The organism is Mesorhizobium sp. M0815 (assembly GCF_040319995.1).
Taxonomy (GTDB): Bacteria; Pseudomonadota; Alphaproteobacteria; order Rhizobiales; family Rhizobiaceae; genus Mesorhizobium.
The window spans coordinates 78,165-99,322 of the sequence record NZ_JAMYOU010000019.1 but is presented as its reverse complement, the minus strand read 5'-3'; the positions used below and the strand labels follow the sequence as shown (position 1 = coordinate 99,322).

Genomic DNA, 21,158 nt, shown 5'->3' with positions numbered 1-21,158 from the left:
GCCGATCGTCGCGGCCGGAAAACGGCGCCAGAGGGATTGGAACTGCAACGACAAATGGGAGAATAAGATGAAAACTCTTCTGAAAGCGGCATTGGGCGCCTTCGTCACGGCGGGCCTGATGACAGGCATTGCATATGCCGCGGGCCTCAAGGATCCGAAGGACGTCCACATCACGTTCGTCGTGCATGGGTCGGCGTCCGATCCCTATTGGTCGGTGGTCAAGCGCGGCGTCGATGACGCGGCCGCCCTCACCGGCGCCAAAGTCGAATATTACGCACCGCAGGTCTTCGACGTGGTCGAGCAGGCCCGGCTTCTGGACGCCGCCATCGCCACCAAGCCGGACGGCATCGCGGTCTCCATCGCCGACGCCAATGCACTCGGCAAATCCGTCAAATCCGGGCTTGCCGCCAATATTCCGATGGTGGTTCTGGATTCCGGCGAGAAGGAAGGCGCCGAGCTCGGCACCACGCTCTATGTCGGCACCGTTTCCGAATATGATTCCGGCAAGAAGGCCGGCGAGCGGCTGGCCAAGGAAGGCACGCTCAAGGTCGTCTGCATCAACCACGAGGTCGGCAATGTCAGCCTCGACCAGCGCTGCCAGGGCCTCAATGACGGACTGAAGCCCTCCGGCGGCGGCACCGAGGTTCTGGCCGTGGCGCCGGATCCCGCCGATATCCAGCGCCGCACCGAAGCCTATCTGTCGGCGCATCCCGACACCCAAGCCGTCTTTGCGCTTGGTGCCACCGCCGCCAATCCGCTGATCCCGATGTTCCGCGACAAGGAACTGTTCGGCAAGCTCAAGCTCTACACTTTCGACATCAGCCCGGAGGTCCTCGACTCTGTCGTCGCCGGCGAAATGGGCTTCGGCATGGACGCCCAGCAATATCTGATGGGCTATCTGCCGGTGATCTATCTGGTCGAGCAGGCGACGCACGGCTTCTGGCCGCAGAACAACGCCTATACCGGGCCGCTGTTCATCGACTCGCCAGAAAAAGCCAAGGCGATCCTGGCCCTCGCCAAAGAGGGCATCCGCTAGGCCAGCACTCCGACGGAACGGGAGAATGCGCCAGGCGCTCTCCCGATCCGTTCGAAGATTGCGAATTGAGCGATTGGAGAGCCTAATGGCGGTCGTGGAAGACAAGGCGATACCTCCGGGCGAACTGAAGGCGACCGACCGCTTCGGCATGACGTCGAAGCGGGCCGCCGGCGCCGACGAGCGGCTGGCCAGCACCGGCAAGCTGACCCAGTGGCTGCGCCGGCCGGAAGCCGGTGCTGCCGGCGGGCTGCTTGCGACGATCATCATCTTTGCGCTGCTGCCGGGCGCGGCGAACCTCTATTCGCTGCAGGGGTCGATGACCTTCCTGACGCTGTCGGCGGAGCTCGGCATCGTCGCCACCGCAGCAGCACTTCTCATCATCGCCGGCGAGTTCGACCTTTCGGTCGGCTCCATGGTCGGCTTTGCCGGTGTCGTCATCGGGCTGACGGTGAAATACTGGGGCCTGCCGTTATGGGGCGGCATCGCCTGTGCCTTCGCCGTTGCCATCCTCACCGGCTATCTCAATGGCCTGATCGTGGTGAAGACGCGCCTGCCCTCCTTCATCGTCACGCTCGCCACGCTCTATATCCTGCGCGGACTGTCGATCGGCATCACCCGCGCCGTCACCGGCCGCACACAAATTCCCTACATCCTCGAAGGCGCACCGGACCCGGCGACGGCTGGCCTGTTCAACGGCCATCTGCTCACCGGCCTGTTCCACTGGATGGGCGCGCAAGGCTGGATCGGCACCCGCAGCGACGGCATTCCCTTCGTCGCCGGCATTCCGATGTCGATCGTCTGGTGGCTTGGCCTGACGGCGCTGGCCGGCTACGTGCTCACCCAGACGAAATACGGCAACTGGATTTTCGCTACCGGCGGCGACCTGATCGCCGCCCGCAACGTCGGCGTGCCGGTCGATCGCGTCAAGATCAGCCTGTTCATCTACACCGCTTGCGCGGCGACGCTGCTTGCCACCATCCAGGTGATGGAGGCGGGCTCCGCCGACACCACGCGCGGCCTGCTCAAGGAGTTCGAGGCGATCATCGCCGCCGTCATCGGCGGCGTGCTGCTCACCGGCGGCTACGGCACAGTCTATGGTGTGCTGTTCGGCGCGCTGATCTTCGGGCTGGTGCAGATGGGCATCTTCTACACCGGCATCGACACCGACTGGTTCAAGGTCTTCCTCGGCATCGTCATCCTGATGGCCGTGCTGGTCAACAACTACATCAGGCTGAAGGCGCTCGGCCGCGGAGGTGGCAAATGACCGAGCGGGCCCAAATGAGCGAACCCGCAATGGAACTGCGCGGCGTCAGCGTCAATTTCGGCTCGGTGCGCGCGCTCCAGGACATCGACATCAAGGTCTATCCGGGCGAGGTCCACTGCCTGCTCGGCGACAACGGCGCCGGCAAGTCGACGCTGATCAAGGTTCTGTCCGGCGTCTACCGGCCGAGCAAAGGCGAAATCCTGGTCGACGGCAAGACGGTCACCTTCCGCAGCCCGCGCGACGCGCAGGAGCTCGGCGTGGCAACGGTGTTCCAGGACCTCGGCATGATCTCGCTGATGTCGATCACCCGCAACTTCTTCCTCGGCCGCGAACCGACCAAAAGCAGCCTGCCCTTCTCGCGCATCGACAAGGAGCGCGCCAACACTATCGCCAGGCAGGCAATGGCCGATATCGGCATCGATGTGCGCGACCCGACGCAAGCCGTCGGCACGCTGTCGGGCGGCGAGCGCCAGTCGGTGGCGATCGCCCGCGCCGTGCATTTTGGCGCGCGCGTGCTGATCCTTGACGAGCCGACCTCGGCACTCGGCGTCCACCAGGCGGCGATGGTGCTGAAGTTCATCATCGAAGCACGCATGCGGGGCCTGGCCGTGATCTTCATCAGCCACAACATCCACCATGCCTATCCGGTCGGCGACACCTTCACGCTGCTCAACCGCGGCCGCAATCGCGGTACCTACGCCAAATCGGACATCTCGCGCGACGAGGTCATCTCGATCATGTCGGGTGGCGAGGATCTGAAGGCGGTCGAGGCGGAGATTGCCGGCCTGCTCGCCCAGATCGGCAACCGGCCGCCTGCGGCGGCTTGAGCTGACAATCGGACATCGCGGGGATGATGGCATGAGCAGGTTACGCGTCGGGGTCGTCGGCGCCGGCATGATCTCGCAGGTCGAGCATATTCCCAATCTGCTGCGCCTCGGTGAATTGTTCGAGCTGGTCGGCGTCGCCGACCCCTCCAGGATTTCACGGCAGTTCGTCACTGACACCCATGGCATCGCCAATTTCGAAACGATCGACCAGCTCTTCGACCAGCGCCTCGACGCGGTAGTGATCGGCTCGCCGGACCCATTGCATCACGAACAGGTGCTGGCGGCGCTGGCGCGCGGCCTGCATGTCTTTTGCGAAAAGCCGCTCTGCTATTCCCTGGCGGAAATCGCCGAGATCGTCGCCGCGCGCGATGCCGCCAGGAAAATCATGCAAGTCGGCTACATGAAGCGCTTCGATCCGAGCTACCGGCTGGCGCTCGTTTCGCTGCCGGGGACATCGAGCACGCTGCGCTCGGTCTCGGTGGAAGTGAACGATCCCGACGCCTGGCCGTTCATCGCCCACCTGCCCTACAGGCACGGCACCGATATCCCGAAGGACATGGTCGCCGCTGTCGCCGCCAAGCAGAAGCGCCAGGTCGAACAAGCCATTGCCGTGCCTTTCACTGATCTCGCTTTCCGTGGATTTACCGGCGCTTACAGCTCGGCCTTGATTCACGATGTCAATGCCGTTCACGGCCTGCTCGATGCGCTCGGCGTGCCGGACGGCGAGATCGTCGGCGCGCAGATCTTTGCCAATGGCGACGGCGGCCAGGGCGCCGTCAAGCTGCTGGACGGACAGGCGCTGTGGACCATGACCCATCTTACCGTACCTAAGCTCGCCGACTACAAGGAGCGGATCACGCTGTTCTTCGACGATGCCAGCCTGGAGCTCGAATTCCCCTCGCCCTGGCTCAACCATCATCCGACCCGGCTGACGGTGACGACCTCGCCCGGTCACACGCTGTCGAAGAAAGATTTGCGCGCCGGCTACGCGGAAGCCTTCGTCGAGGAGATGCGTGGCTTCTGGGCGGCGATCGTCAATGGCGACCCCGTCGTCAACCCGCCCGAACACGCCGCCCGCGATCAGGCCTTGCTGCTCGGGCTGACCCGGCGGCATCTCGCGACCGGACCGTTCGACTGAGCACTCAAACCGGGAGCCGAACGGCGGCTATCTGGACTTGATGACGCCGTCGGTATTGGCCAGCAGCTTGCGCACTGCATTGCGTGCCGCGTCCGGCCGCTGCAGGCGGATGCTCTTCTCGATTGCCTCATGCAGCCTCTGCGCATGCTGCAAATCGTCGAGTTCCCGGGTCGTAAAAGCGAACAGATGATCGAACGCCGATTCGATCAGCACGCCGAGCGGCACCAGCAGATCGTTGCCCGAGGCGCGCAGGATGGCGAGATGAAACCGCGTGTCGGCGCGCGTCCGCTCCTGCAGGTTGGTCGCCTCGCCCATCTCGCGGCAGGCCTGGCTGATCTCGGCCATCTGCTCGTCGGTGCGCCGCATGGCGGCAAAGGCGCTGGCCTCCGGCTCGATGATGTGGCGGAATTCCTGCACCGTCCTGAGGAACACCTCGCGGTCCGGCGAGGTCGCGTACCAGGCCAGCACATCGCGATCGAGCAGGTTCCAGCGCTCCTTCGGCTCGACCCAGCTGCCGATTTTGGGACGTGACGACAAAAGGCTCTTCGCCATCAGCATCTTGATGGCTTCGCGCACCGCCGAGCGGCTGACGGCGAAGGTCTCGGACCATTTGGCTTCGTTGGGCAGGATGGTTCCCGGCGGATAGTCGCCGCGCACGATCCTCAGCCCGATTTCGTTGGCCAGCGACGCATGCACGCTCGACCCCGGCATGCGCGCCGCATCGGCGCGGCGAATACCGCTCGTGCGTTCGGCGAACGCCTCGGCCGCTGTCTTTCCCTTATTCGGCTTCGCGTCCTGCATGGCTCCACAAAGTCCGGATTTGGAGGCGTGTCAAGGAGATGAAATCGACGGCAATATCTCGGTTTGATTTTCCGTATCCGTCGCCTCGCCGACACAGCGCTTTGCCGGGCGTTCACGCCGGGGAGGCACGAACGGCTTCTCTTTGTCCCGACTGAATTCCTCGATCAGGAAATCAAGGAAGACGCGGATTTTCGGGGCAAGATGCTGCCGTGCCGGATAGACCGCGTAGAGTGTGGTTTCGACCTTGTCCCAGTCATCCAGAGCCGATTGCAGCCGGCCTGCTTTCAGGTCGCTTTCGACATAGGGATAGGGGATCAGGCTGACGCCGAAGCCGGCGCGCAGCGCATCGCGCACGGCAAGGCTCGAGGAGACCGAATATCGTCCGTCGATGGCGATCCGCTCGCTGCGGCCGTCCTTGCGGAATTCCCATATGTCCGCATGCCCCGAGAGGCTGAACCGGATGCAGTTGGCCGCCTTCAAATCGGCAGGCGTTTGAGGCCGGCCGTGCTGCTCGAAGTAGGCAGGAGCTGCACAAAGCACGTGCGGCATGACCGCAAGCTTTCTGGCGACCAGGCTGGAATCCTCGAGATTGTCGCTGCCGCGAATGGCAAGGTCAAATCCCTCCCGCACGATATCGACGCGCCTGTCATCAAGATGCAAATCGAGTTTCAAATCGGGATAGCGCGATAGAAACGCGGGAATGGCAGCCGAAAGCCGCGTCAACGTGACAGTCATCGGCGCGCTGACCCGCAACGTCCCGCTCGGCGCCGTCTTGATCGGGCCAAGGACCTGGTCGGCCCTGGCCAGCGCATCGAGCCCCTGCGTGACATGCTCCAGATAGATCCTGCCTTCTTCGGTCAGGGCCATCCGCCGCGTCGTCCGGTTGATGAGCCGCACCCCCAGATGCGCCTCCAGCTCGGCGATGTTCTTGCTGATCGCGGGAGGCGAGAGACCGAGCCGCCGTCCGGCTTCGGCAAAGCTGTTCAGTTCCGCCACATGACGGAAAACCTGCAACGCAGTCAGGCGATCCACTGCACCATTCTCTTCCAGTAAACAATGTCTTTCAATTGTCACCTATTATCGTCTGTTGGTAAATTCCATATCTGCTTCCCGAACGGCTTTCTCATTTTCGGAATGACATGATGACCAACCCCACAATCTCCCTTATCGAGCGACGCATGTCGGCCAATCGGTTCGATGCCTCGTACGCATTGACGGATGCCGAGGTTGAGGAACTGGCACGTCTCGCAACGCGCGCGCCAACCGCCTACAACCTTCAGAATTGGCGGTTCATCGCCGTGCGGACGCCGGAAGCAAAGGCGCGGTTGCGCAGCGTGGCCCATGGCCAGGCCAAGGTGCAGGAAGCAGCGGTCACCTTCATCGTCTGCGGCGTACTGCCCGACCACGCCGCCCTCAATGCAAGGCTGCGTCCTTTCGTCGAAGCCGGCTTCATGCCGGCGGATATGGCTTCGGGCTGGCAGGAAGGCGCCCGCGCACAATATGCCGATCCTCGGGCTGCCCGCGACGAAGCGGTGCGCTCTGCAACGCTTGGCGCTGCAACGCTGATTTTTGCAGCCGAAGCGCTGGGGCTCGTCGCTGGTCCGATGGGAGGCTTCGATGCCGAAGGCGTGGCCCGCGAGTTTGGCCTTGGCCTGAATGAAGTGCCGGTGATGCTCATCGCGGTCGGCCGCGCCGCGCCCGGCAACTGGCCGCAAAAGCCGCGCCGCCCTCTTGCCGAAGTACTGGAAATCTTATGAAAACGCGCCGTTTCGATCTGTTGCTGACAGCCATTGCACCCGCGATATGGGGCAGCACCTATATCGTCACCACCCAGTTCCTGCCCAACTTTTCGCCGATGACGGTCGCAATGCTGCGTGCCTTGCCAGCCGGATTGCTGCTGCTGGCGATCGTTCGGCAACTGCCGACGGGCATCTGGTGGCTGCGCAGTTTCGTCCTCGGAGCCCTCAACATCTCGATCTTCCTGAGCATGTTGTTTGTCGCCGCCTACCGGCTTCCGGGCGGGGTCGCCGCGACGGTGCTGTCGGTCCAGCCGTTGATCGTGATTTTCCTTGCCGCTGCCCTGCTTGCCAGCCCTGTCCGTCGGTTGGCGATCGTCGCCGCCCTTGTCGGGATCGCCGGTGTTGCATTGCTGGTGCTGACCCCGAACGCGACGCTCGATGCGGTCGGCGTTGCCGCCGGCCTCGCCGGGGCGGCCTCCATGGCCTTCGGAAGCGTATTGGCCCGTAAGTGGCAACCGCCAGTATCGCTGCTTACCTTTACGGCATGGCAGCTGACCGCCGGCGGTCTGCTTCTCGTTCCGGTGGCCCTGCTTTTCGAGCCCTCCATCCCGCTCCCGACCGCGGCCAACCTGCTTGGACTGGTGTGGCTCGGCCTGATCGGTGCGGCGCTGACTTACGTCCTCTGGTTCCGGGGCATTGCGCGACTGGAATCTGCCGTGGTGTCATCGCTGCTTTTCCTCAGCCCGGTGACCGCCGTGCTGCTTGGATGGGTATTCCTGGACCAGACGCTGACCTTGCCTCAGATCGCCGGCGTCGCTTTCGTCATCGGCAGCATCTGGCTGGCTCAACGCCCTAGTCGGAACGAGTCCTGATGCATGTCGCTCAAAAGTGTGCAGCGGGTTTGCGATACGACATGCATCAAAACAAGAACCGGAAGCGCGTAGCATGAGGCCGGTCGAACGCGACGCGTTTTAGGCCGCCGACTTGTGTCGGCGGATTGTTCGGCACTATGGTCCAGCGGCATAGCCGGAGGATCCGCCGATGCCACAACGCCCCTATGATGAGCGCCTGCTCCGTCAGGCGTTCGAAGTCGCGCGCAAGGCCCGCGATGCCGGCGAACATCCCTTTGGTTCGCTCCTCGCTGACAAGGACGGCAATGTTTTGCGCGAGCAGCCCAACGCTTACAAAGCCGGCGGGGGCGACCGCACCGCTCATGCCGAAAGGCTGCTGGCCTCATGGGCGGGGATGAATTTCAGTCTCGAAAAGCTGGCCTCCTGCACACTCTACACTTCGGCCGAACCTTGCGCGATGTGCTCCGGCACAATCTATTGGGCGGGCATCGGACGGGTCGTCTTTGGCCAGAGCGAACATGACCTCAAGGCATCGACGGGTGCACATGTCGAGAATCCTACACTCGACCTGCCCTGCAGGATCGTCTTCGAAGCTGGGCAGCGTCCGACTGAAGTCGTTGGTCCGCTGCTTGCCGATGAAGCGGCGCAACTCCAGGCCGAATTCTGGAAAGACAAGTAGCTTACTTGCCGCACGGCAGGAAACGAGTGAGGGCTAGGCTCAGAACTTATTGATCAAGGGTATTGCCCCTTCAACAAGTGAAGTATCGGAGAACCTTGACCCCTTTGGGCCTAAACAGCGGGGATGGGGTTGCCGGCTCCATCCCTACTCAACTGCGAGATGCGCAATCGGCCAGCTGAGATTTCCTCCCCGTCCCGAACGACTACGACCACGAGTTTTGCAGGCTCTTGGAAGACCAAGGTTGACAGTTGAATGTTCATGCTAAGGGCCAATAATTTGACTGTATCCTTCTCAAATTCGAGGGGTCCTTTCTGGGGGATGATGTCGGTCTTCGGCACTGGAGCTTCTATCAAATCAACTACCCCACCGGCCTTGGATTCAAGACGAACTTTTATCGCGAGGGTAGGCAAAGTTTCTGGATACGGTTCAAGATACTTAATCAGACACCACAGCCCCGTGGGCAATGCCCACGGCAAAGGTCCGTCGAATAAAACGGCATCATTATAGACCCCTATGTGCAGTTGCTTCCCGTTGGCCTCCTGTCGAAGGTCATCGCAAAACACGACGCTAGCATGGGGGTTCAAAATCATGCTGCCTCAAGGCGTATTGACACCGCACTCACGGCATCGGTTCCCGGCAGGATGGAATGCTGCCCGGAACTTAGTGTGGTCCCCGCTCCGAGCGTAAGCGGCTGTATCTCGCCCGCAGGCCCAAACCGACGGTTCATTTTTCTGTCTACGACCACAACCTCTACGTCTACCTCAAGGGCAGTCGCGAGGTCCGCGATAGTGTCTATTTCCCAGTTCGGCTTTGTTCCTGAAAACCAGCGAGAGACCGCAGACTTGTTAATTCCGAGGCGATCGGCAAGCTGACTTAGGGTGAGCCCCGTTTCCGCTTTCCTGGCTTGAATGACCGCCCAAAAGGCGCTCACAAAAGCCGAACGAAGTATCCCGCGTTCGAACTCTTCAACGAACGCTTGGTCGGAAACCTTATTAGATTTTTTCATCCACATCTCGACATATTCCCTTCACGTACTCTAACGCCGTTGCTGCACGAAAAGGTTGCGCATTACCCATGGTGTTGCCCCAAAGATCGGGGATTCCAGCGACGGTTTCGCTATAGTTCTTTTTGATCCCTAGCCAATGTCGGCAATGCAGTCCTAAACCTATGAATACCCCGGCGTCGAGAAACCTACCGAACAGACGCACTTGGACATGCCTAGGCTTTCGCGCACAAATTACCCAGACCTCGTCAACAGAATGCAATCGTTCGATGTCTGGCCCCCGCTCGTCTGGGTCTCCTTTGAGGCTTGCCGTCACGAACCAACCGAAACAAAAAATTGCTATCAGTTCTTCCATTTTCGCCATCGGCAAATGGCTTAAAGTCGGGATCCTTCCCAGCCAATCCTCTATAAACATTTGGCGTTACATACAGAAACCGCTTGGCCTCCACCTTTTGGTTAAGTGCAGGCCGCGCGACGAGCCGACCGGTTTCGACCGCTGATACAGAATAGAGTTAGTTGCGTTTAAAGTCAACAATTCCCCCGCAGGCCGCACCGTTCCTCTCGAAGGGGGAAACGTGTTATTACCAGCCAGCAGATAGCCTATGTCAAATTCGAGGTTGAGTCAGAGCCTTCTCAACGTTGCGCGTCGGGGCTGGCCCAGTGCCGGCTCCGTATCACGTACGCCCGTCAGGTCGTCTTGACATATTTCCGCCAGCTGTGCTCCGGCCGGAAGCCGAGCATGTCGCGTGCCTTGCGGTTGGAGAGCAGCGTCTCGTATTCGCCAAGTTCGCCCTCGACCGGCACATCGGGATAAAACCGCTTCAGCAGTTCGGCCGTCGGCAGGTCCGACGAGGTGTCGTCATTGGCGGCGTTGAACACCTGATAGCCGAGCCCATCCTTTTCGATGGCGCGCAGCGTGATCTGGCCGAGGTCGCGCGCGTCGATATAGCTCCAGGCGATGCGCTTGCGGAAACCCGGATCGGCGAACCATTTCGGAAACAGCGAATATTCATGCGGCTCGATGACGTTGCCGATGCGCAAGGCATAGATGTCGGTGCCATCGCGTTGTGCAAACGCCCGCGCGGTCTTCTCGTTGACGACCTTGGACAGCGCGTAGCTGTCCATCGGATCGACGTCGTACTCCTCGTCGAGCGGAAAATGCGTCGGATCGCGCGGTTCGTTGGCGAAGACCAGGCCGTAGGTCGTCTCGCTGGATGCGATCACCACCTTGCGGATACCGAGCTTCACTGCGGCCTCGATGACATTGTAGGTGCCGAGCGCGTTGATGCGGAACACCTCATTGTCGGGCGTGATCATGATGCGCGGGATCGCCGCGAAATGCACCACGGCATCGACCGGCTGCGAACGCAGCGACGGATCGAATTCATGCAGGCCGATATAGCTCGACAGCGCGTTGAACACCTGCCCGCTGTCGGTGATGTCGGTGATCAGCGTGCGCACCTTGGGATTGTCGAGCGGCTTGGTGTCGATGTTGAGCACCTGGCAGCCCTGCTCGACCAGATACTGCACGACGTGGCGCCCGGCCTTGCCGCTGCCGCCGGTGAACATGATCCGCTTCGTCATTTTGCTCTCCCTGGAATTCACGTGTATTGTCAGACAATATCGAACTCTGCAATCGCCTGCCACGGCATGCGGCAAAAACCCGCTTCAACAATTCGCCGGCAAGGTGCAGCGCCGTCATCCATCACTGCAAATAGGACGAAACGACATGAACACTACCGCCGCGAGCGAAAAGATCGGCTTCATCGGGCTGGGCCTGATGGGGCACGGCATAGCGAAGAACATCGTCGACAAGGGCTATCCGTTGACGTTTCTCGGCCGCAAGAACCGCGCACCGGCGGAAGACCTGCTCGGCCGCGGCGCCAAGGAAGCGGCGACCTCGCGCGACGTCGCCGCGGCATCCGATATCGTCTTCATCTGCGTCACCGGCTCGCGCGAGGTCGAAGCCATCATCCGCGGCCCAGGCGGCCTCAAGGAAGGCCTGAAGCCGGGATCGGTCGCCGTCGACTGCTCGACCTCGGATCCTGTCTCGACGGTGGCGCTGGCCGCCGAACTCAAGGCGCTCGGCGTCGACTATGTCGATGCCCCGCTCAGCCGCACCCCGAAGGAGGCCTGGGAAGGCACGCTCGATGCCATGGTCGGCGCGCCCGACGCGGTCTTTGCCCGGCTGAAGCCGGTGCTCGACACCTGGGCCGGGCGCATCGTCCATATCGGCGACACCGGTGACGGCCATCGCATGAAGCTGCTCAACAACTTCATTTCGCTCGGCTACGCTGCGATCTATTCCGAGGCGCTGGCGCTGGCGCAGAAGGTCGGCATCTCGCCGCCGCGCTTCGACAGCGTCATCCGCAACGGCCGCATGGATTGCGGCTTCTACCAGACCTTCATGCGCTGGACGCTGGAAGGCGACCGCGACGCGCACAAATTCAGCATCGCCAACGCCTTCAAGGATCTCACCTATCTCGAATCGATGGCGGATGCTGCCGGCATCGCCAACCCACTCGGCAACGCCACCAAAAACGCCTTCGCCGGCGCCTTCGCGGCCGGCCCCGCCGACCAATATGTGCCGATGCTGGCCACGCATATCGGCAAGGTCAACGGCGTCGACCTGATGCCGACCAGGGATGGCAAGAAGCAGACGATCTGAGCCGGCCGATCAGCTTTTGGCCACGCAAGCTTGCCGCAACATTCCGAGGCGTCAGCGCCACTGGCGAACCTGCCAATCTTCCCCCTTGAGGCAGTGCAATCGCATGTAGGCAAGAGCCCCCTCACCCGGATTGCCAACCGAATTGCGAAGGGCAATTCGGGGCAATCCAACCTCTCCCCGAGGGGAGAGGAGATCGCCAGCGCCGGCGTCAGCCTCTTCTCCCCAGCGGGGAGAAGGTGGCCGCGAAGCGGCCGGATGAGGGGGACTCCTTACGCGATTTGCCCTGCCTTGTTGGGGGAGATGCCCGGCAGGGCAGAGGGGGGTGCTGTCCCTCAGACCTCAGATCGGCAACACTGCAATTTCAAAGCCAGAAACAAAAAACCCGCCTCGGTGGGCGGGTCGTCGGCGCCAATCAGCACCATAGCCAAATTAGTAGCATAGCTGCCGGCACAAAGCAAGAACAAAATACGCTGCGGCGGTAAAAAAGTCCGAATCCCTGGCCCATCCGAGGTCGCCGCCCTCATTGCCTAACGTTGATGATTAGCGAAAGCCGAAGTGGCATCCAATCTCCCCCCTCGTGGGGGAGATGTCCGGCAGGACAGAGAGGGGCGCGAAGGAATGCCGAGTTTTGCAATCGTTCGGAGCAATGCCAGCCCTGGTGCAACCATCACCGCCGCGACCGCCCGATAACATCGTCGGTGTTGGCGAGAAGCCTGTGCACCGCGGCACGGGCTGCGGCGGGCCGCTGCAGGCGGATGTTCTTCTCGATCGCCTCGTGCAGTGCCTGCGCCCGACGCTGGTCGCTGGTTTCGCGTGTGACGAAAACAAAGAGGTGATCGAGCGCCGATTCGATCAGCACGCCGAGCGGCACCAGCAGATCGTTGCCCGAGGCGCGCAGGATGGCGAGGTGGAACCGCGTGTCGGCGCGCGTTCGCTCCTGCAGGTTGGTCGCTTCGCCCATTTCGCGACAGGCCTGGCTGATCTCGGCCATCTGCTCGTCGGTGCGCCGCATCGCGGCAAAGGCGCTGGCCTCCGGCTCGATGATGTGGCGGAATTCCTGCACCGTCCTGAGAAACACCTCGCGGTCCGGCGAGGTCGCGTACCAGGCCAGCACATCGCGATCGAGCAGGTTCCAGCGCTCCTTAGGCTCGACCCAACTGCCGATCTTCGGGCGCGACGCAAGCAAGCTTTTCGCCATCAGCATTTTTATGGCTTCGCGCACCGCCGAGCGGCTGACGTCGAAGGTCTCCGACCATTTGGCCTCGTTGGGCAGGATGGTTCCCGGCGGATAATCGCCGCGCACGATCCTCAGCCCGATTTCGTTGGCCAGCGAGGCGTGCACACTCGAGCCGGGAAAGTGTGCGGCGTCGGCACGCCGAACGCCGGCCGGCCGCTCAGCCTCTGCCTTCAACTTGGCGGGTCGCTTTTTTGATGTCGCGTCCGGCATTCGTATTCCCCGGCAGCCGCTTGTCGAAAGCCTGAACTCAGGACACGACAAAGCAGCGGCCTACGCTCCAAAGCAGCGTCGCCTCGTGCGTTCGTATGGACGGTCTGTGACGGGGCGCCCGTCGAAGGGCGCCCCGAAACTGCGAACCTACTTCTGGATGCAGGTGTCGACCGTGTCCTTGGTGCATTCGTCGAGGCCGGTGAACACCGGATCGGCGACCGGCTTGCCTTCGACCAGGTCGATCATCACCGAGGGCGCCTTGTAGCCCATCTCGAACGGCCGCTGGCCAACCAGCGCGGTCACCAGCCCGTCACGGGCAATCGCCACCTCGTCGCCGATCGTGTCGGCGGCGCCGATGACGAAGGCGTTGCTGGCGATCTTGTCGGCCATCGGCTTGAACAGGTCGCGGTAGGGCTGCGGAGCGCCGAACAGCGGCCAGCCGCCCATGATGCCGAAGGCGTCGAGATCGGGATTGGCAGCGAGGATGTCGGTCATCGCCTGCACGCCCTTGGCGCCGTCGTCATTGGTGAACACCGGGCAGCCGGCAACTTCCGTCCAGCCGCCTTCGCCTGCCAGCGCGGCGAGGCCGTCCTTGCCCGAAAGCGCGTCACGCATGCCCTGCGCGCGGCGCAGGATGTTGTCGGCCGCCGGATTGCCTTCGATGGTGCAGATCTTGCCGCCATTCGGCTTGGCCTTCTTGATGTATTCGCCGATCTTGTGACCCATCAGGTAGTTGTCGGTGCCGAGGTAGGTCTTGCGCAGCGCCGCATCTTCCTTGCTGAGGTCGGCGTCGAGGGTCATGATCGGGATCGACGGATTGGCGCTTTTGATCGTCTGCGCGATCAGCGGCGCGTTCGATGGCGAAATCGCCATCGCCACAGTGTCGGGCTTGCTCAGCATGTCCTGGACGATCTGGGCTTCACCGGCTTCGTCCGAGGTCGATGCCGGTCCGGTGTAGAAGCACTCATATTCCGAGCTGGCGTTTTCCTTGTTCCATTTCTCGCAACCCTGGTGGATGGCCTCGAAGAATGGATTGTCGAGACCCTTCACGACGATGACGAGCTGTTTCTTGGCCATAGCCGGCCCGGCACCCAACGCCATGACGGCGGCGGCAGCGAGCAATAGTGATTTCCTCATGTCAGTCCTCCCTTTTGAAACAAACGGACACCACGTGCCCGCCACACACAGATCGACCCGGAGCAAGATGACAGAGGACGTCGCACTCGTGTCGCCAAGCCAGGTCGATAAGCATTTTCATATTCAGTCTCAGACCGGCACCGACAGATACTGCTGGTTACCAAATCCCTGACCGACAAACCTTCACCGATTCCTTCCGGCAACCCGGGAGATCGGCGCAAGCTACTCCGACACTTAGCTAATATCGCCTTGTCGCCGACGTCAATGCTATTTGTCCTACAAAACTGATTTTTCGAAAGAAGCCGTGGTTGACGCCAAGGTGGCTTATGCGTAAATGGGCAAAATCGCTGCTTCCGGGAGGAACTGGGGAGAGCGAAAGGCCGCGGCAGAACCGCAGGCCGCAAAGCACGGGGAGGCAAGAAGGCTGGTGGCGGTTCTCGAACTCACCAACATCTCGAAGCATTTTGGCGCCATCCAGGCGGTCAACGACGTTTCGTTGTCGATCGAGGCCGGACAGGTTGTCGGCCTGATGGGCGACAACGGCGCCGGCAAGTCGACCCTGGTCAAGATGATCGCCGGCAATTTCCCACCGAGCCATGGCACGATGCAGATGGACGGCAAAGAGCTGATCCTGCACAAGCCGGTCGAGGCGCGCCAGCATGGCATCGAAATCGTCCATCAGGACCTGGCACTGTGCAACAATCTGACGGCCGCCGCCAACGTCTATCTCGGCCGTGAATTGCGCCGCGGCCTCGGGCCGCTTCGCATCCTCGACTATGCCGCGATGTACAAGCGTGCCGGCCAGATCTTCGCCGAGCTGAAATCCGAAACCCGCCCGCGCGACCTGGTCAAACAGATGTCGGGCGGCCAGCGGCAAGCGGTGGCGATCGCCCGCACCATGCTTTCGCAGGCCAAGATCGTGCTGATGGACGAGCCGACGGCGGCGATCTCGGTGCGCCAGGTCGCCGAGGTATTGAACCTGATCCGCCATTTGCGCGACCAGGGCATCGCCGTCGTGCTGATCAGCCACCGCATGCCCGACGTCTTTGACGTTGCCGACCGCGTCATCGTCATGCGGCGCGGCCGCAAGGTCGCCGACAAGACGATCGCATCGAGTTCGCCGGAAGAAGTCACCGGACTCATCACCGGCGCCATCGAACAGGTATGATTGACGCCTTAACCAGAGTAAAAAAGGTCGATAATGGCAGTCACCCTTGATCAGACGATCGCGCACAAGCAGCACACCTTGCTGAGCAAGGTGTTTGCCAGCCAGACCTTCTGGGTGGTGATCGCGGTCATCCTCGCCTGCCTGTTCCTGTCCATGGCCACGGATTCCTTCGCCACGACCAAGAACCTCTACAACATCACCCGCAACATCACCTTCGTCGCCATCGTGGCGCTCGGCATGACCTTCGTCATCATCACCGGCGGTATCGACCTGTCGGTCGGCTCGGTGCTTTGCCTGTGCTCGATGGTGCTGGCCGTGACCATGCATGCCGGCTACGGCATCGAGACCGGCATTGCCGCAGCGATCGCGACGGCGCTGATCATCGGCGCCTTCAACGGGGTTCTGATCGCCTATCTCGGCTTTCCGCCCTTCGTGGTGACGCTTGGCATGCTCTCGATCGCACGTAGCCTTGCCATGGTCGCCTCCAACAACACCGTCGTCTTCCAGTTCGGGCCGGACCACGACAAGCTGCTGGCGCTTGGCGGCGGCGCCTGGGTGTTCGGCATCGCCAATCCGGTGCTCTACATGATCGTGCTGGCGATGATTACCGGCTTCGTGCTGCGCTGGACGAAATTCGGCCGGCACATCTTCGCCATCGGCGGCAACGAGCATGCGGCGACGCTGACCGGCGTTCCGGTGCGCCAGATCAAGGTTGTCGTCTACATGATCTCGGCATTGGCGGCGGGCCTTGCCGGCATCATCCAGACCGGCTGGCTGGGCGCGGTCACCACAAATCTCGGCAACGGCATGGAGCTTCAGGTGATCGCCGCCACCGTCATCGGTGGCGCCAACCTGGCCGGCGGCATGGGCACAGCCTTCGGCGCGGTCGTTGGCGCGGCGCTGATCGAGGTCATCCGCAATAGCCTCGGCCTGCTCGGCATCAATGCCTTCTGGCAGGGCGTGTTCATCGGCGGCGCCATCCTGCTCGCCGTGCTGTTCGACCGCATCCGCAATTTCAGGCGCAACGACTGAACTTTTCCGCCGGCGGGGCAAAGTTGCTTCGCTGGCAAAAGTCCTTGCTCAGCCTCGAAGGGAGTGCCGGTTGCCGTCGACCGCACCGGTCTTGCCATACCGGCCTGGAAACGCTCGCCTTCTTCCTATCGCCGAGTCTGAAAATCCGCCGCTGCGGCGCATGGCCGGCGCCCGGGCGTGCACATCCGTCTTGACGCAAGCCCGAACTGAGCCGCACAATCGCTCGCAGCAGGCGAAGGGAGGCCAGTCGCCTGCGGGAGGATATACCCATGACGGAAGCGATCAGGCTCTACTGGGGCCGGTTCGGACATGTTTCTGTCCTGAACGTCGCCAGCGACTTCGTCACCCATGCCCATGTCGAGGCGCATATCATCATCTGGCTGGAAGGCACGGCCGGCGAGATGACCATCGGCCGCGAGACGGTGCGGCTTGGACCGGGCACCGCCGCCGGCATCAATTCCTTCCAGCCGCACAGCCACGCTCTGTCCCGCGACGGCACGCCCGGCCTGTTCCTCGCCTTTTACATCGATCCGGACTGGGCTCGAAGGCGCCGCGAGCTGCCTTCCTCGGCGCCGCTGTTCTCCGCCCCGGCAATCACGCTCGAGCCTTGGCTGCACAAGGCAGCGGCCAACCTTCTCGACCATCTCAGCGACAATGAGAGCATCGACGACATCGCCAATTACGAGATCGAGCGCTTCATCGACAGCGTGCTCGATGCCGCCGACGCCTGCGCACCGCAGACGGTGCGCGCCCGCGTCAACACCATGCAGGATTTTCGCGTCCGCAAGGCGATCCAGCTGATGAAAGCCAATGTCTGCGAGCGCATCTGCTTCGACGACGTGGCGCGCAGCGTCGGCCTGTCGCGGCCGCATTTCTTCGCCCTGTTCAAGGAACAGACCAATCTGACGCCCAACGTCTATTGGAACACGCTGCGCATGGAGGAAGCGGTGCGGCAATTGCAGTGGTCGCAGGAGCCGCTGATCTCGGTCGCCTGCAATCTCGGCTTCACCACCCAAGGCAATTTCTCGCGCTTCTTCCGCGACCATGTCGGCGTTCCGCCGACGCTTTACCGCGAGGCGGCGCGGGCGATCAGCTGAGCGCCCGTTTTTCAGACTAATTGATAGGCGTTCAAGACGCATTGATAAGCGCCGCCGAGTCTGCCGCCCTACCCTCCCAAGCAGCTGATTTGCAAGGGAACGATCCTATGGCGAAAGTCACCATCTCCAGCGTCATCGACGCGCCGGTCGAAAAGGTCTGGGCGCGCATACGCGACTTCAACGGTCTGCCGAATTGGCACCCGCGCATGGTCGAAAGCCATATCGAGGACGGCAAGGATGCCGGCACGATCGGCTGCGTGCGCAATTTCCAGCTCGCCAGCGGCGCCCGCCTCCGCGAAAAGCTGCTCGATTTCTCCGACGAGAATTTCCTCGTCAGCTACTCCATCCTGGAGACGCCGCAACCGCTTACCAACCACAAGGCGACGCTGCAGTTGCGGCGGGTGACCGACGGCGACCGCACCTATGCCGAATGGACCGCCAGCTTCGACGCCCCTCCCGAAGAAGCCGACAAGCTGGCCGAAGGCATGGGCGCCAACGTCTTCCAGGGCGGCTTCAACGCCCTGAAGGCCCATTTCGCCGGCAAGGTTGAACTGAATTGAGCTGACAACCAGGAGCGTTCCATGGCGCTTGCACTGCAGACTTTCCCGACGGTGAAGGACGCTGGCGCGGCGCTGAAGGCCGCCGGCACCCGCTATCTCGGTGGCGGCACACTGGTCGTGCGCGCCGCCAACGAAGGCGACGTGTCGATTTCCGGTTTCATCCGGTCGACCGAACCGGCGCTGTCGATCATCCACATTTCCGGCGGCGAGGTCCGCATCGGCGCTTCGGTGACCATGGCGGCGATCGCCCGTCACCCGGATCTCGCTCCACTGGCCCACGCCGCGCGCGCCGTCGGCGGACCGGCGATCCGCAACATGGCTACGGTCGGCGGCAATCTCTTCGCGCCAACGCCTTACGGCGATTTCACCGTTGCACTGCTGGCGTTGGACGCAACCGTCACCACCGACTACGGCGAGCTGCCGATCGAAACCTTTCTGGCAAAGCGCGAGAGCAATCACGCCATCGTCACTGCGGTCGGCTTCACGCTTCCGAAGGAAGGCGGTTTTCGCTTCCTGAAAGTGTCGCGGGTCAAGCCAAAGGGCGTCTCGGTGCTGAGCATCGCCACCATGCTGGAACACACGCCGGACGGCACTGTCACGTCAGCGCGGATCGCGCTCGGCTGCATGGCCGGCCGGCCGATCCGTGCCAGGACGGCGGAGAAAGCCTTGATTGGCCGCAAACTCACCGCAGACGGCATCGCACCGGCACTGGCCGTTGCCCACGACGGCACTTCGCCGCCAACCGATCCGATCGCCAGTGCCTGGTATCGCAACGAAGTCCTGCCGGTCCATCTCGGCCGGCTGCTGCTCGCCTGAAGCCCTGGCTGCGGCGCAAGGAGTAATAAAGATGGCGAAGGTCCCGGTTCAGTTCACGCTCAATGGTGCCGAAAAGGCCGAGTTCATCGACAGCGGCACGACGCTGCTTCACGCGCTGCGCGACAAGATCGGCGACACCTCGCCAAAAGGCGGCTGCCATCAAGGCACTTGCGGCGCCTGCACGGTCATCATCGATGGCGAGCTCAGGCTGTCCTGCCTGACGTTGGCCGAGACCTGCAACGGTGCGGCCGTCACCACGACGTCGGGGCTTTCGGAAGGCGGCGTGCTGCATCCGCTGCAACGCGCTTTCCTCGATGCTTTCGCCACGCAATGCGGTTTCTGCACGCCGGGCATGATCATGGCAGCCAAGGTACTGCTCGATCACACGCCGAACCCCAGCCGCGAGGACGTGGTCGAGGCGCTGTCGGGCAATATCTGCCGCTGCACCGGTTACGAGCCGATCATCCAGGCGGTGCTGACCGCCGCGCGCTCCAATTCGCAGAACGCGGTTTGAGGGAGTTAAGAAAATGGAACTCCGCAAGAGCTATTTCGCCGACCAGCGCAAGGACGATCTGCACGAGATCGGCCAGCCGCGGCCGCGTTCGGATTCACCCGGCCATGTCACTGGCAAGACCACCTATTTCGCCGACCGCAATTTTCCCGGCATGCTGCACCTGAAGATGGTGCGCAGCCCGCACCATCACGCCCGCATACGCAGCATCGATACGTCCGAGGCGGAAAAGCATCCGGGTGTCGTCAAGGTGCTGACCGCCAAGGATGTGCCGCACAATGTCTACACCATCCTGATCCTGATCCAGATCGGGCCGGAGGACGAGACGGTGCTGGCTGACGGCAAGGTGCGCTGGAAGGGCGAGGCGGTGGTGGCGGTGCTGGCCGAGACCGAGCGCGCCGCGCAGGAAGCCGCCGCCAAGGTCAAGGTCGACTACGAGGTGCTGCCGGCCGTCTTCGACATGGAGGAAGCGCTGAAGCCCGACGCGCCGATCGTCAACGAGTATCACGGCCGGAACTATTACCTCTACGACAGCGGCGAATGCCGCAAGGTGCGCTTTGGCGATGTCGAGGCAGGCTTTGCCACAGCCGACCACGTGCTCGAACAGACCTATCAGTCCTCGCCGATCGAGCATGCGCCGACCGAGACGACCGGCTGCATCGTCGCACCGGAGGGCAACGACCGCTTCACCTGCTACACCAACACGCAGGCGATGTTCTTCACGCTCGACAACGCCTCGATCATCCTGCAGATGCCCGGCAACAAGCTGCATTTCGTCGGCGGCACCGTCGGCGGCGGTTTTGGCGGCAAGGTCGACGTCATCGTCGAGCCGATCGCCATCCTCGGCGCCAAACTAACCGGACGACCGGTTTGTTTTGTCTATAGCCGCGAGGAGGAGATGCAGATTTCCTCGCCGCGCGCCGCCGAAAAGGTCGTCATCAAGGACGGCGTCATGAACGACGGCCGCATCGTGGCGCGGAAAGTGACCGGCTACACCGATGCCGGCGCCTATTCGCGCCATTCGCCCTACGGCGCGCAGAAGGGCGCCGGGCATTATCCTGGCCCGTATACGATCCCGAATGTCTGGATCGACACCTACTGCGTCTACACCAACCGTACCCCGTCCTCGGCGATGCGCGGTTTCGGCGTCACCATCGGCGACTTCGCGCTGGAGGTGCAGATGGACAAGCTCGCCCGGCTGATCGGCATGGACCCTCTCGAATTCCGCTTCATCAACGCCTACCGCGACGGCGACATGAAGGCACACCGGCAGCCGACGGAGGGGGCGGCGCTGATCGAGTGCATGCAGGAAGCCTCGCGCGCCGCCAACTGGCCGGTGGCGGAGAAGTTCATGACGATGTCGTCTTACGCGAAGGGAGCTTGA

The 21,158-nt window shown here is 62.4% G+C and carries 23 protein-coding genes; 15 read left to right on the top strand and 8 right to left on the bottom strand.

The features are described 5' to 3' along the window. Positions 1–67 precede the first annotated feature (67 nt). The 4 genes from NKI01_RS21050 to NKI01_RS21035 all read left to right on the top strand — a co-directional run bounded on the left by NKI01_RS21050 (position 68) and on the right by NKI01_RS21035 (position 4,265). Positions 68–1,036: a rhizopine catabolism ABC transporter substrate-binding protein gene (locus NKI01_RS21050; protein ID WP_023721243.1), complete on the top strand. Its 969-nt coding sequence runs from the start codon at positions 68–70 to the stop codon at positions 1,034–1,036. 148 nt (positions 1,037–1,184) lie between these two features. Then, complete coding sequence (locus NKI01_RS21045) at positions 1,185–2,300, top strand: ABC transporter permease (RefSeq protein ID WP_352788727.1); 1,116 nt, start codon at positions 1,185–1,187, stop codon at positions 2,298–2,300. Positions 2,301–2,314: 14 nt separating this feature from the next. Beyond that, entirely contained in the window at positions 2,315–3,127 is an 813-nt protein-coding gene (locus NKI01_RS21040) for an ATP-binding cassette domain-containing protein (RefSeq protein ID WP_352788587.1), read from the top strand. Between the two features lie 31 nt (positions 3,128–3,158). Continuing rightward, positions 3,159–4,265: a Gfo/Idh/MocA family protein gene (locus NKI01_RS21035; protein ID WP_352964497.1), complete on the top strand. Its 1,107-nt coding sequence runs from the start codon at positions 3,159–3,161 to the stop codon at positions 4,263–4,265. Positions 4,266–4,292: 27 nt separating this feature from the next. Here NKI01_RS21035 and NKI01_RS21030 read toward each other — a convergent pair whose 3' ends face one another. After that, positions 4,293–5,066, bottom strand: coding sequence for a FadR/GntR family transcriptional regulator (locus tag NKI01_RS21030; RefSeq protein WP_352964494.1), 774 nt, complete (start codon positions 5,064–5,066; stop codon positions 4,293–4,295). Positions 5,067–5,096: 30 nt separating this feature from the next. Then, positions 5,097–6,098, bottom strand: a complete 1,002-nt coding sequence (locus tag NKI01_RS21025) for a LysR family transcriptional regulator (RefSeq protein WP_023721248.1) — start codon at positions 6,096–6,098, stop codon at positions 5,097–5,099. A 110-nt stretch (positions 6,099–6,208) separates the two neighbouring features. Here NKI01_RS21025 and NKI01_RS21020 point away from each other — a divergent pair, with 110 nt between their 5' ends. From NKI01_RS21020 to NKI01_RS21010, 3 genes are all read left to right on the top strand, one after another. After that, entirely contained in the window at positions 6,209–6,823 is a 615-nt protein-coding gene (locus NKI01_RS21020) for a nitroreductase family protein (protein WP_352481572.1), read from the top strand. After that, positions 6,820–7,677, top strand: a complete 858-nt coding sequence (locus tag NKI01_RS21015; RefSeq protein WP_352964491.1) for an EamA family transporter — start codon at positions 6,820–6,822, stop codon at positions 7,675–7,677. Before NKI01_RS21020 ends, NKI01_RS21015 begins: the two co-directional genes overlap by 4 nt. Before the next feature lie 169 nt (positions 7,678–7,846). Beyond that, a complete protein-coding gene (locus NKI01_RS21010; RefSeq protein WP_023721251.1) occupies positions 7,847–8,335 on the top strand; it encodes a nucleoside deaminase in 489 nt (162 codons plus the stop codon). A 110-nt stretch (positions 8,336–8,445) separates the two neighbouring features. On the opposite strand, the gene NKI01_RS21005 is transcribed toward NKI01_RS21010, so the two are convergent. The 4 genes from NKI01_RS21005 to NKI01_RS20990 form a co-directional block, all read right to left on the bottom strand. After that, positions 8,446–8,925: a hypothetical protein gene (locus tag NKI01_RS21005; RefSeq protein ID WP_023721252.1), complete on the bottom strand. Its 480-nt coding sequence runs from the start codon at positions 8,923–8,925 to the stop codon at positions 8,446–8,448. Then, the gene (locus tag NKI01_RS21000; RefSeq protein ID WP_198030531.1) at positions 8,922–9,341 is read right to left on the bottom strand and encodes a helix-turn-helix domain-containing protein; all 420 of its coding nucleotides are present in this window, start codon (positions 9,339–9,341) and stop codon (positions 8,922–8,924) included. Before NKI01_RS21000 ends, NKI01_RS21005 begins: the two co-directional genes overlap by 4 nt. Beyond that, positions 9,328–9,693: a hypothetical protein gene (locus NKI01_RS20995; RefSeq protein ID WP_156948174.1), complete on the bottom strand. Its 366-nt coding sequence runs from the start codon at positions 9,691–9,693 to the stop codon at positions 9,328–9,330. The genes NKI01_RS21000 and NKI01_RS20995 overlap by 14 nt, the downstream gene beginning before the upstream one ends. Before the next feature lie 332 nt (positions 9,694–10,025). Next, positions 10,026–10,922: an NAD-dependent epimerase/dehydratase family protein gene (locus NKI01_RS20990; protein WP_352964488.1), complete on the bottom strand. Its 897-nt coding sequence runs from the start codon at positions 10,920–10,922 to the stop codon at positions 10,026–10,028. Positions 10,923–11,067: 145 nt separating this feature from the next. On the opposite strand from NKI01_RS20990, the gene NKI01_RS20985 reads away from it, so the two are divergent. Next, complete coding sequence (locus tag NKI01_RS20985) at positions 11,068–12,006, top strand: NAD(P)-dependent oxidoreductase (RefSeq protein ID WP_352641212.1); 939 nt, start codon at positions 11,068–11,070, stop codon at positions 12,004–12,006. Positions 12,007–12,673: 667 nt separating this feature from the next. On the opposite strand, the gene NKI01_RS20980 is transcribed toward NKI01_RS20985, so the two are convergent. After that, positions 12,674–13,453 carry a FadR/GntR family transcriptional regulator gene (locus NKI01_RS20980; RefSeq protein ID WP_023721256.1) on the bottom strand — a complete coding sequence of 260 codons (780 nt, stop codon included), beginning with the start codon at positions 13,451–13,453 and terminating at the stop codon, positions 12,674–12,676. A gap of 147 nt (positions 13,454–13,600) precedes the next feature. After that, entirely contained in the window at positions 13,601–14,590 is a 990-nt protein-coding gene (locus tag NKI01_RS20975; protein WP_023721257.1) for a sugar-binding protein, read from the bottom strand. A 427-nt stretch (positions 14,591–15,017) separates the two neighbouring features. On the opposite strand from NKI01_RS20975, the gene NKI01_RS20970 reads away from it, so the two are divergent. The 7 genes from NKI01_RS20970 to NKI01_RS20940 all read left to right on the top strand — a co-directional run bounded on the left by NKI01_RS20970 (position 15,018) and on the right by NKI01_RS20940 (position 21,158). Then, a complete protein-coding gene (locus tag NKI01_RS20970) occupies positions 15,018–15,758 on the top strand; it encodes an ATP-binding cassette domain-containing protein (RefSeq protein WP_023675804.1) in 741 nt (246 codons plus the stop codon). Positions 15,759–15,791: 33 nt separating this feature from the next. Further along, positions 15,792–16,790 carry an ABC transporter permease gene (locus NKI01_RS20965; protein ID WP_352908832.1) on the top strand — a complete coding sequence of 333 codons (999 nt, stop codon included), beginning with the start codon at positions 15,792–15,794 and terminating at the stop codon, positions 16,788–16,790. Between the two features lie 269 nt (positions 16,791–17,059). Then, entirely contained in the window at positions 17,060–17,887 is an 828-nt protein-coding gene (locus NKI01_RS20960; protein WP_023721259.1) for an AraC family transcriptional regulator, read from the top strand. Positions 17,888–17,994: 107 nt separating this feature from the next. Then, the gene (locus tag NKI01_RS20955) at positions 17,995–18,447 is read left to right on the top strand and encodes an SRPBCC family protein (RefSeq protein ID WP_023721260.1); all 453 of its coding nucleotides are present in this window, start codon (positions 17,995–17,997) and stop codon (positions 18,445–18,447) included. A gap of 21 nt (positions 18,448–18,468) precedes the next feature. Continuing rightward, on the top strand, positions 18,469–19,263 hold the full coding sequence (locus NKI01_RS20950; protein ID WP_352964485.1) for an FAD binding domain-containing protein: 795 nt from the start codon (positions 18,469–18,471) through the stop codon (positions 19,261–19,263). 31 nt (positions 19,264–19,294) lie between these two features. Further along, entirely contained in the window at positions 19,295–19,777 is a 483-nt protein-coding gene (locus tag NKI01_RS20945) for a (2Fe-2S)-binding protein (protein ID WP_352481581.1), read from the top strand. Positions 19,778–19,790: 13 nt separating this feature from the next. Further along, the gene (locus NKI01_RS20940) at positions 19,791–21,158 is read left to right on the top strand and encodes a xanthine dehydrogenase family protein molybdopterin-binding subunit (protein ID WP_023721263.1); all 1,368 of its coding nucleotides are present in this window, start codon (positions 19,791–19,793) and stop codon (positions 21,156–21,158) included.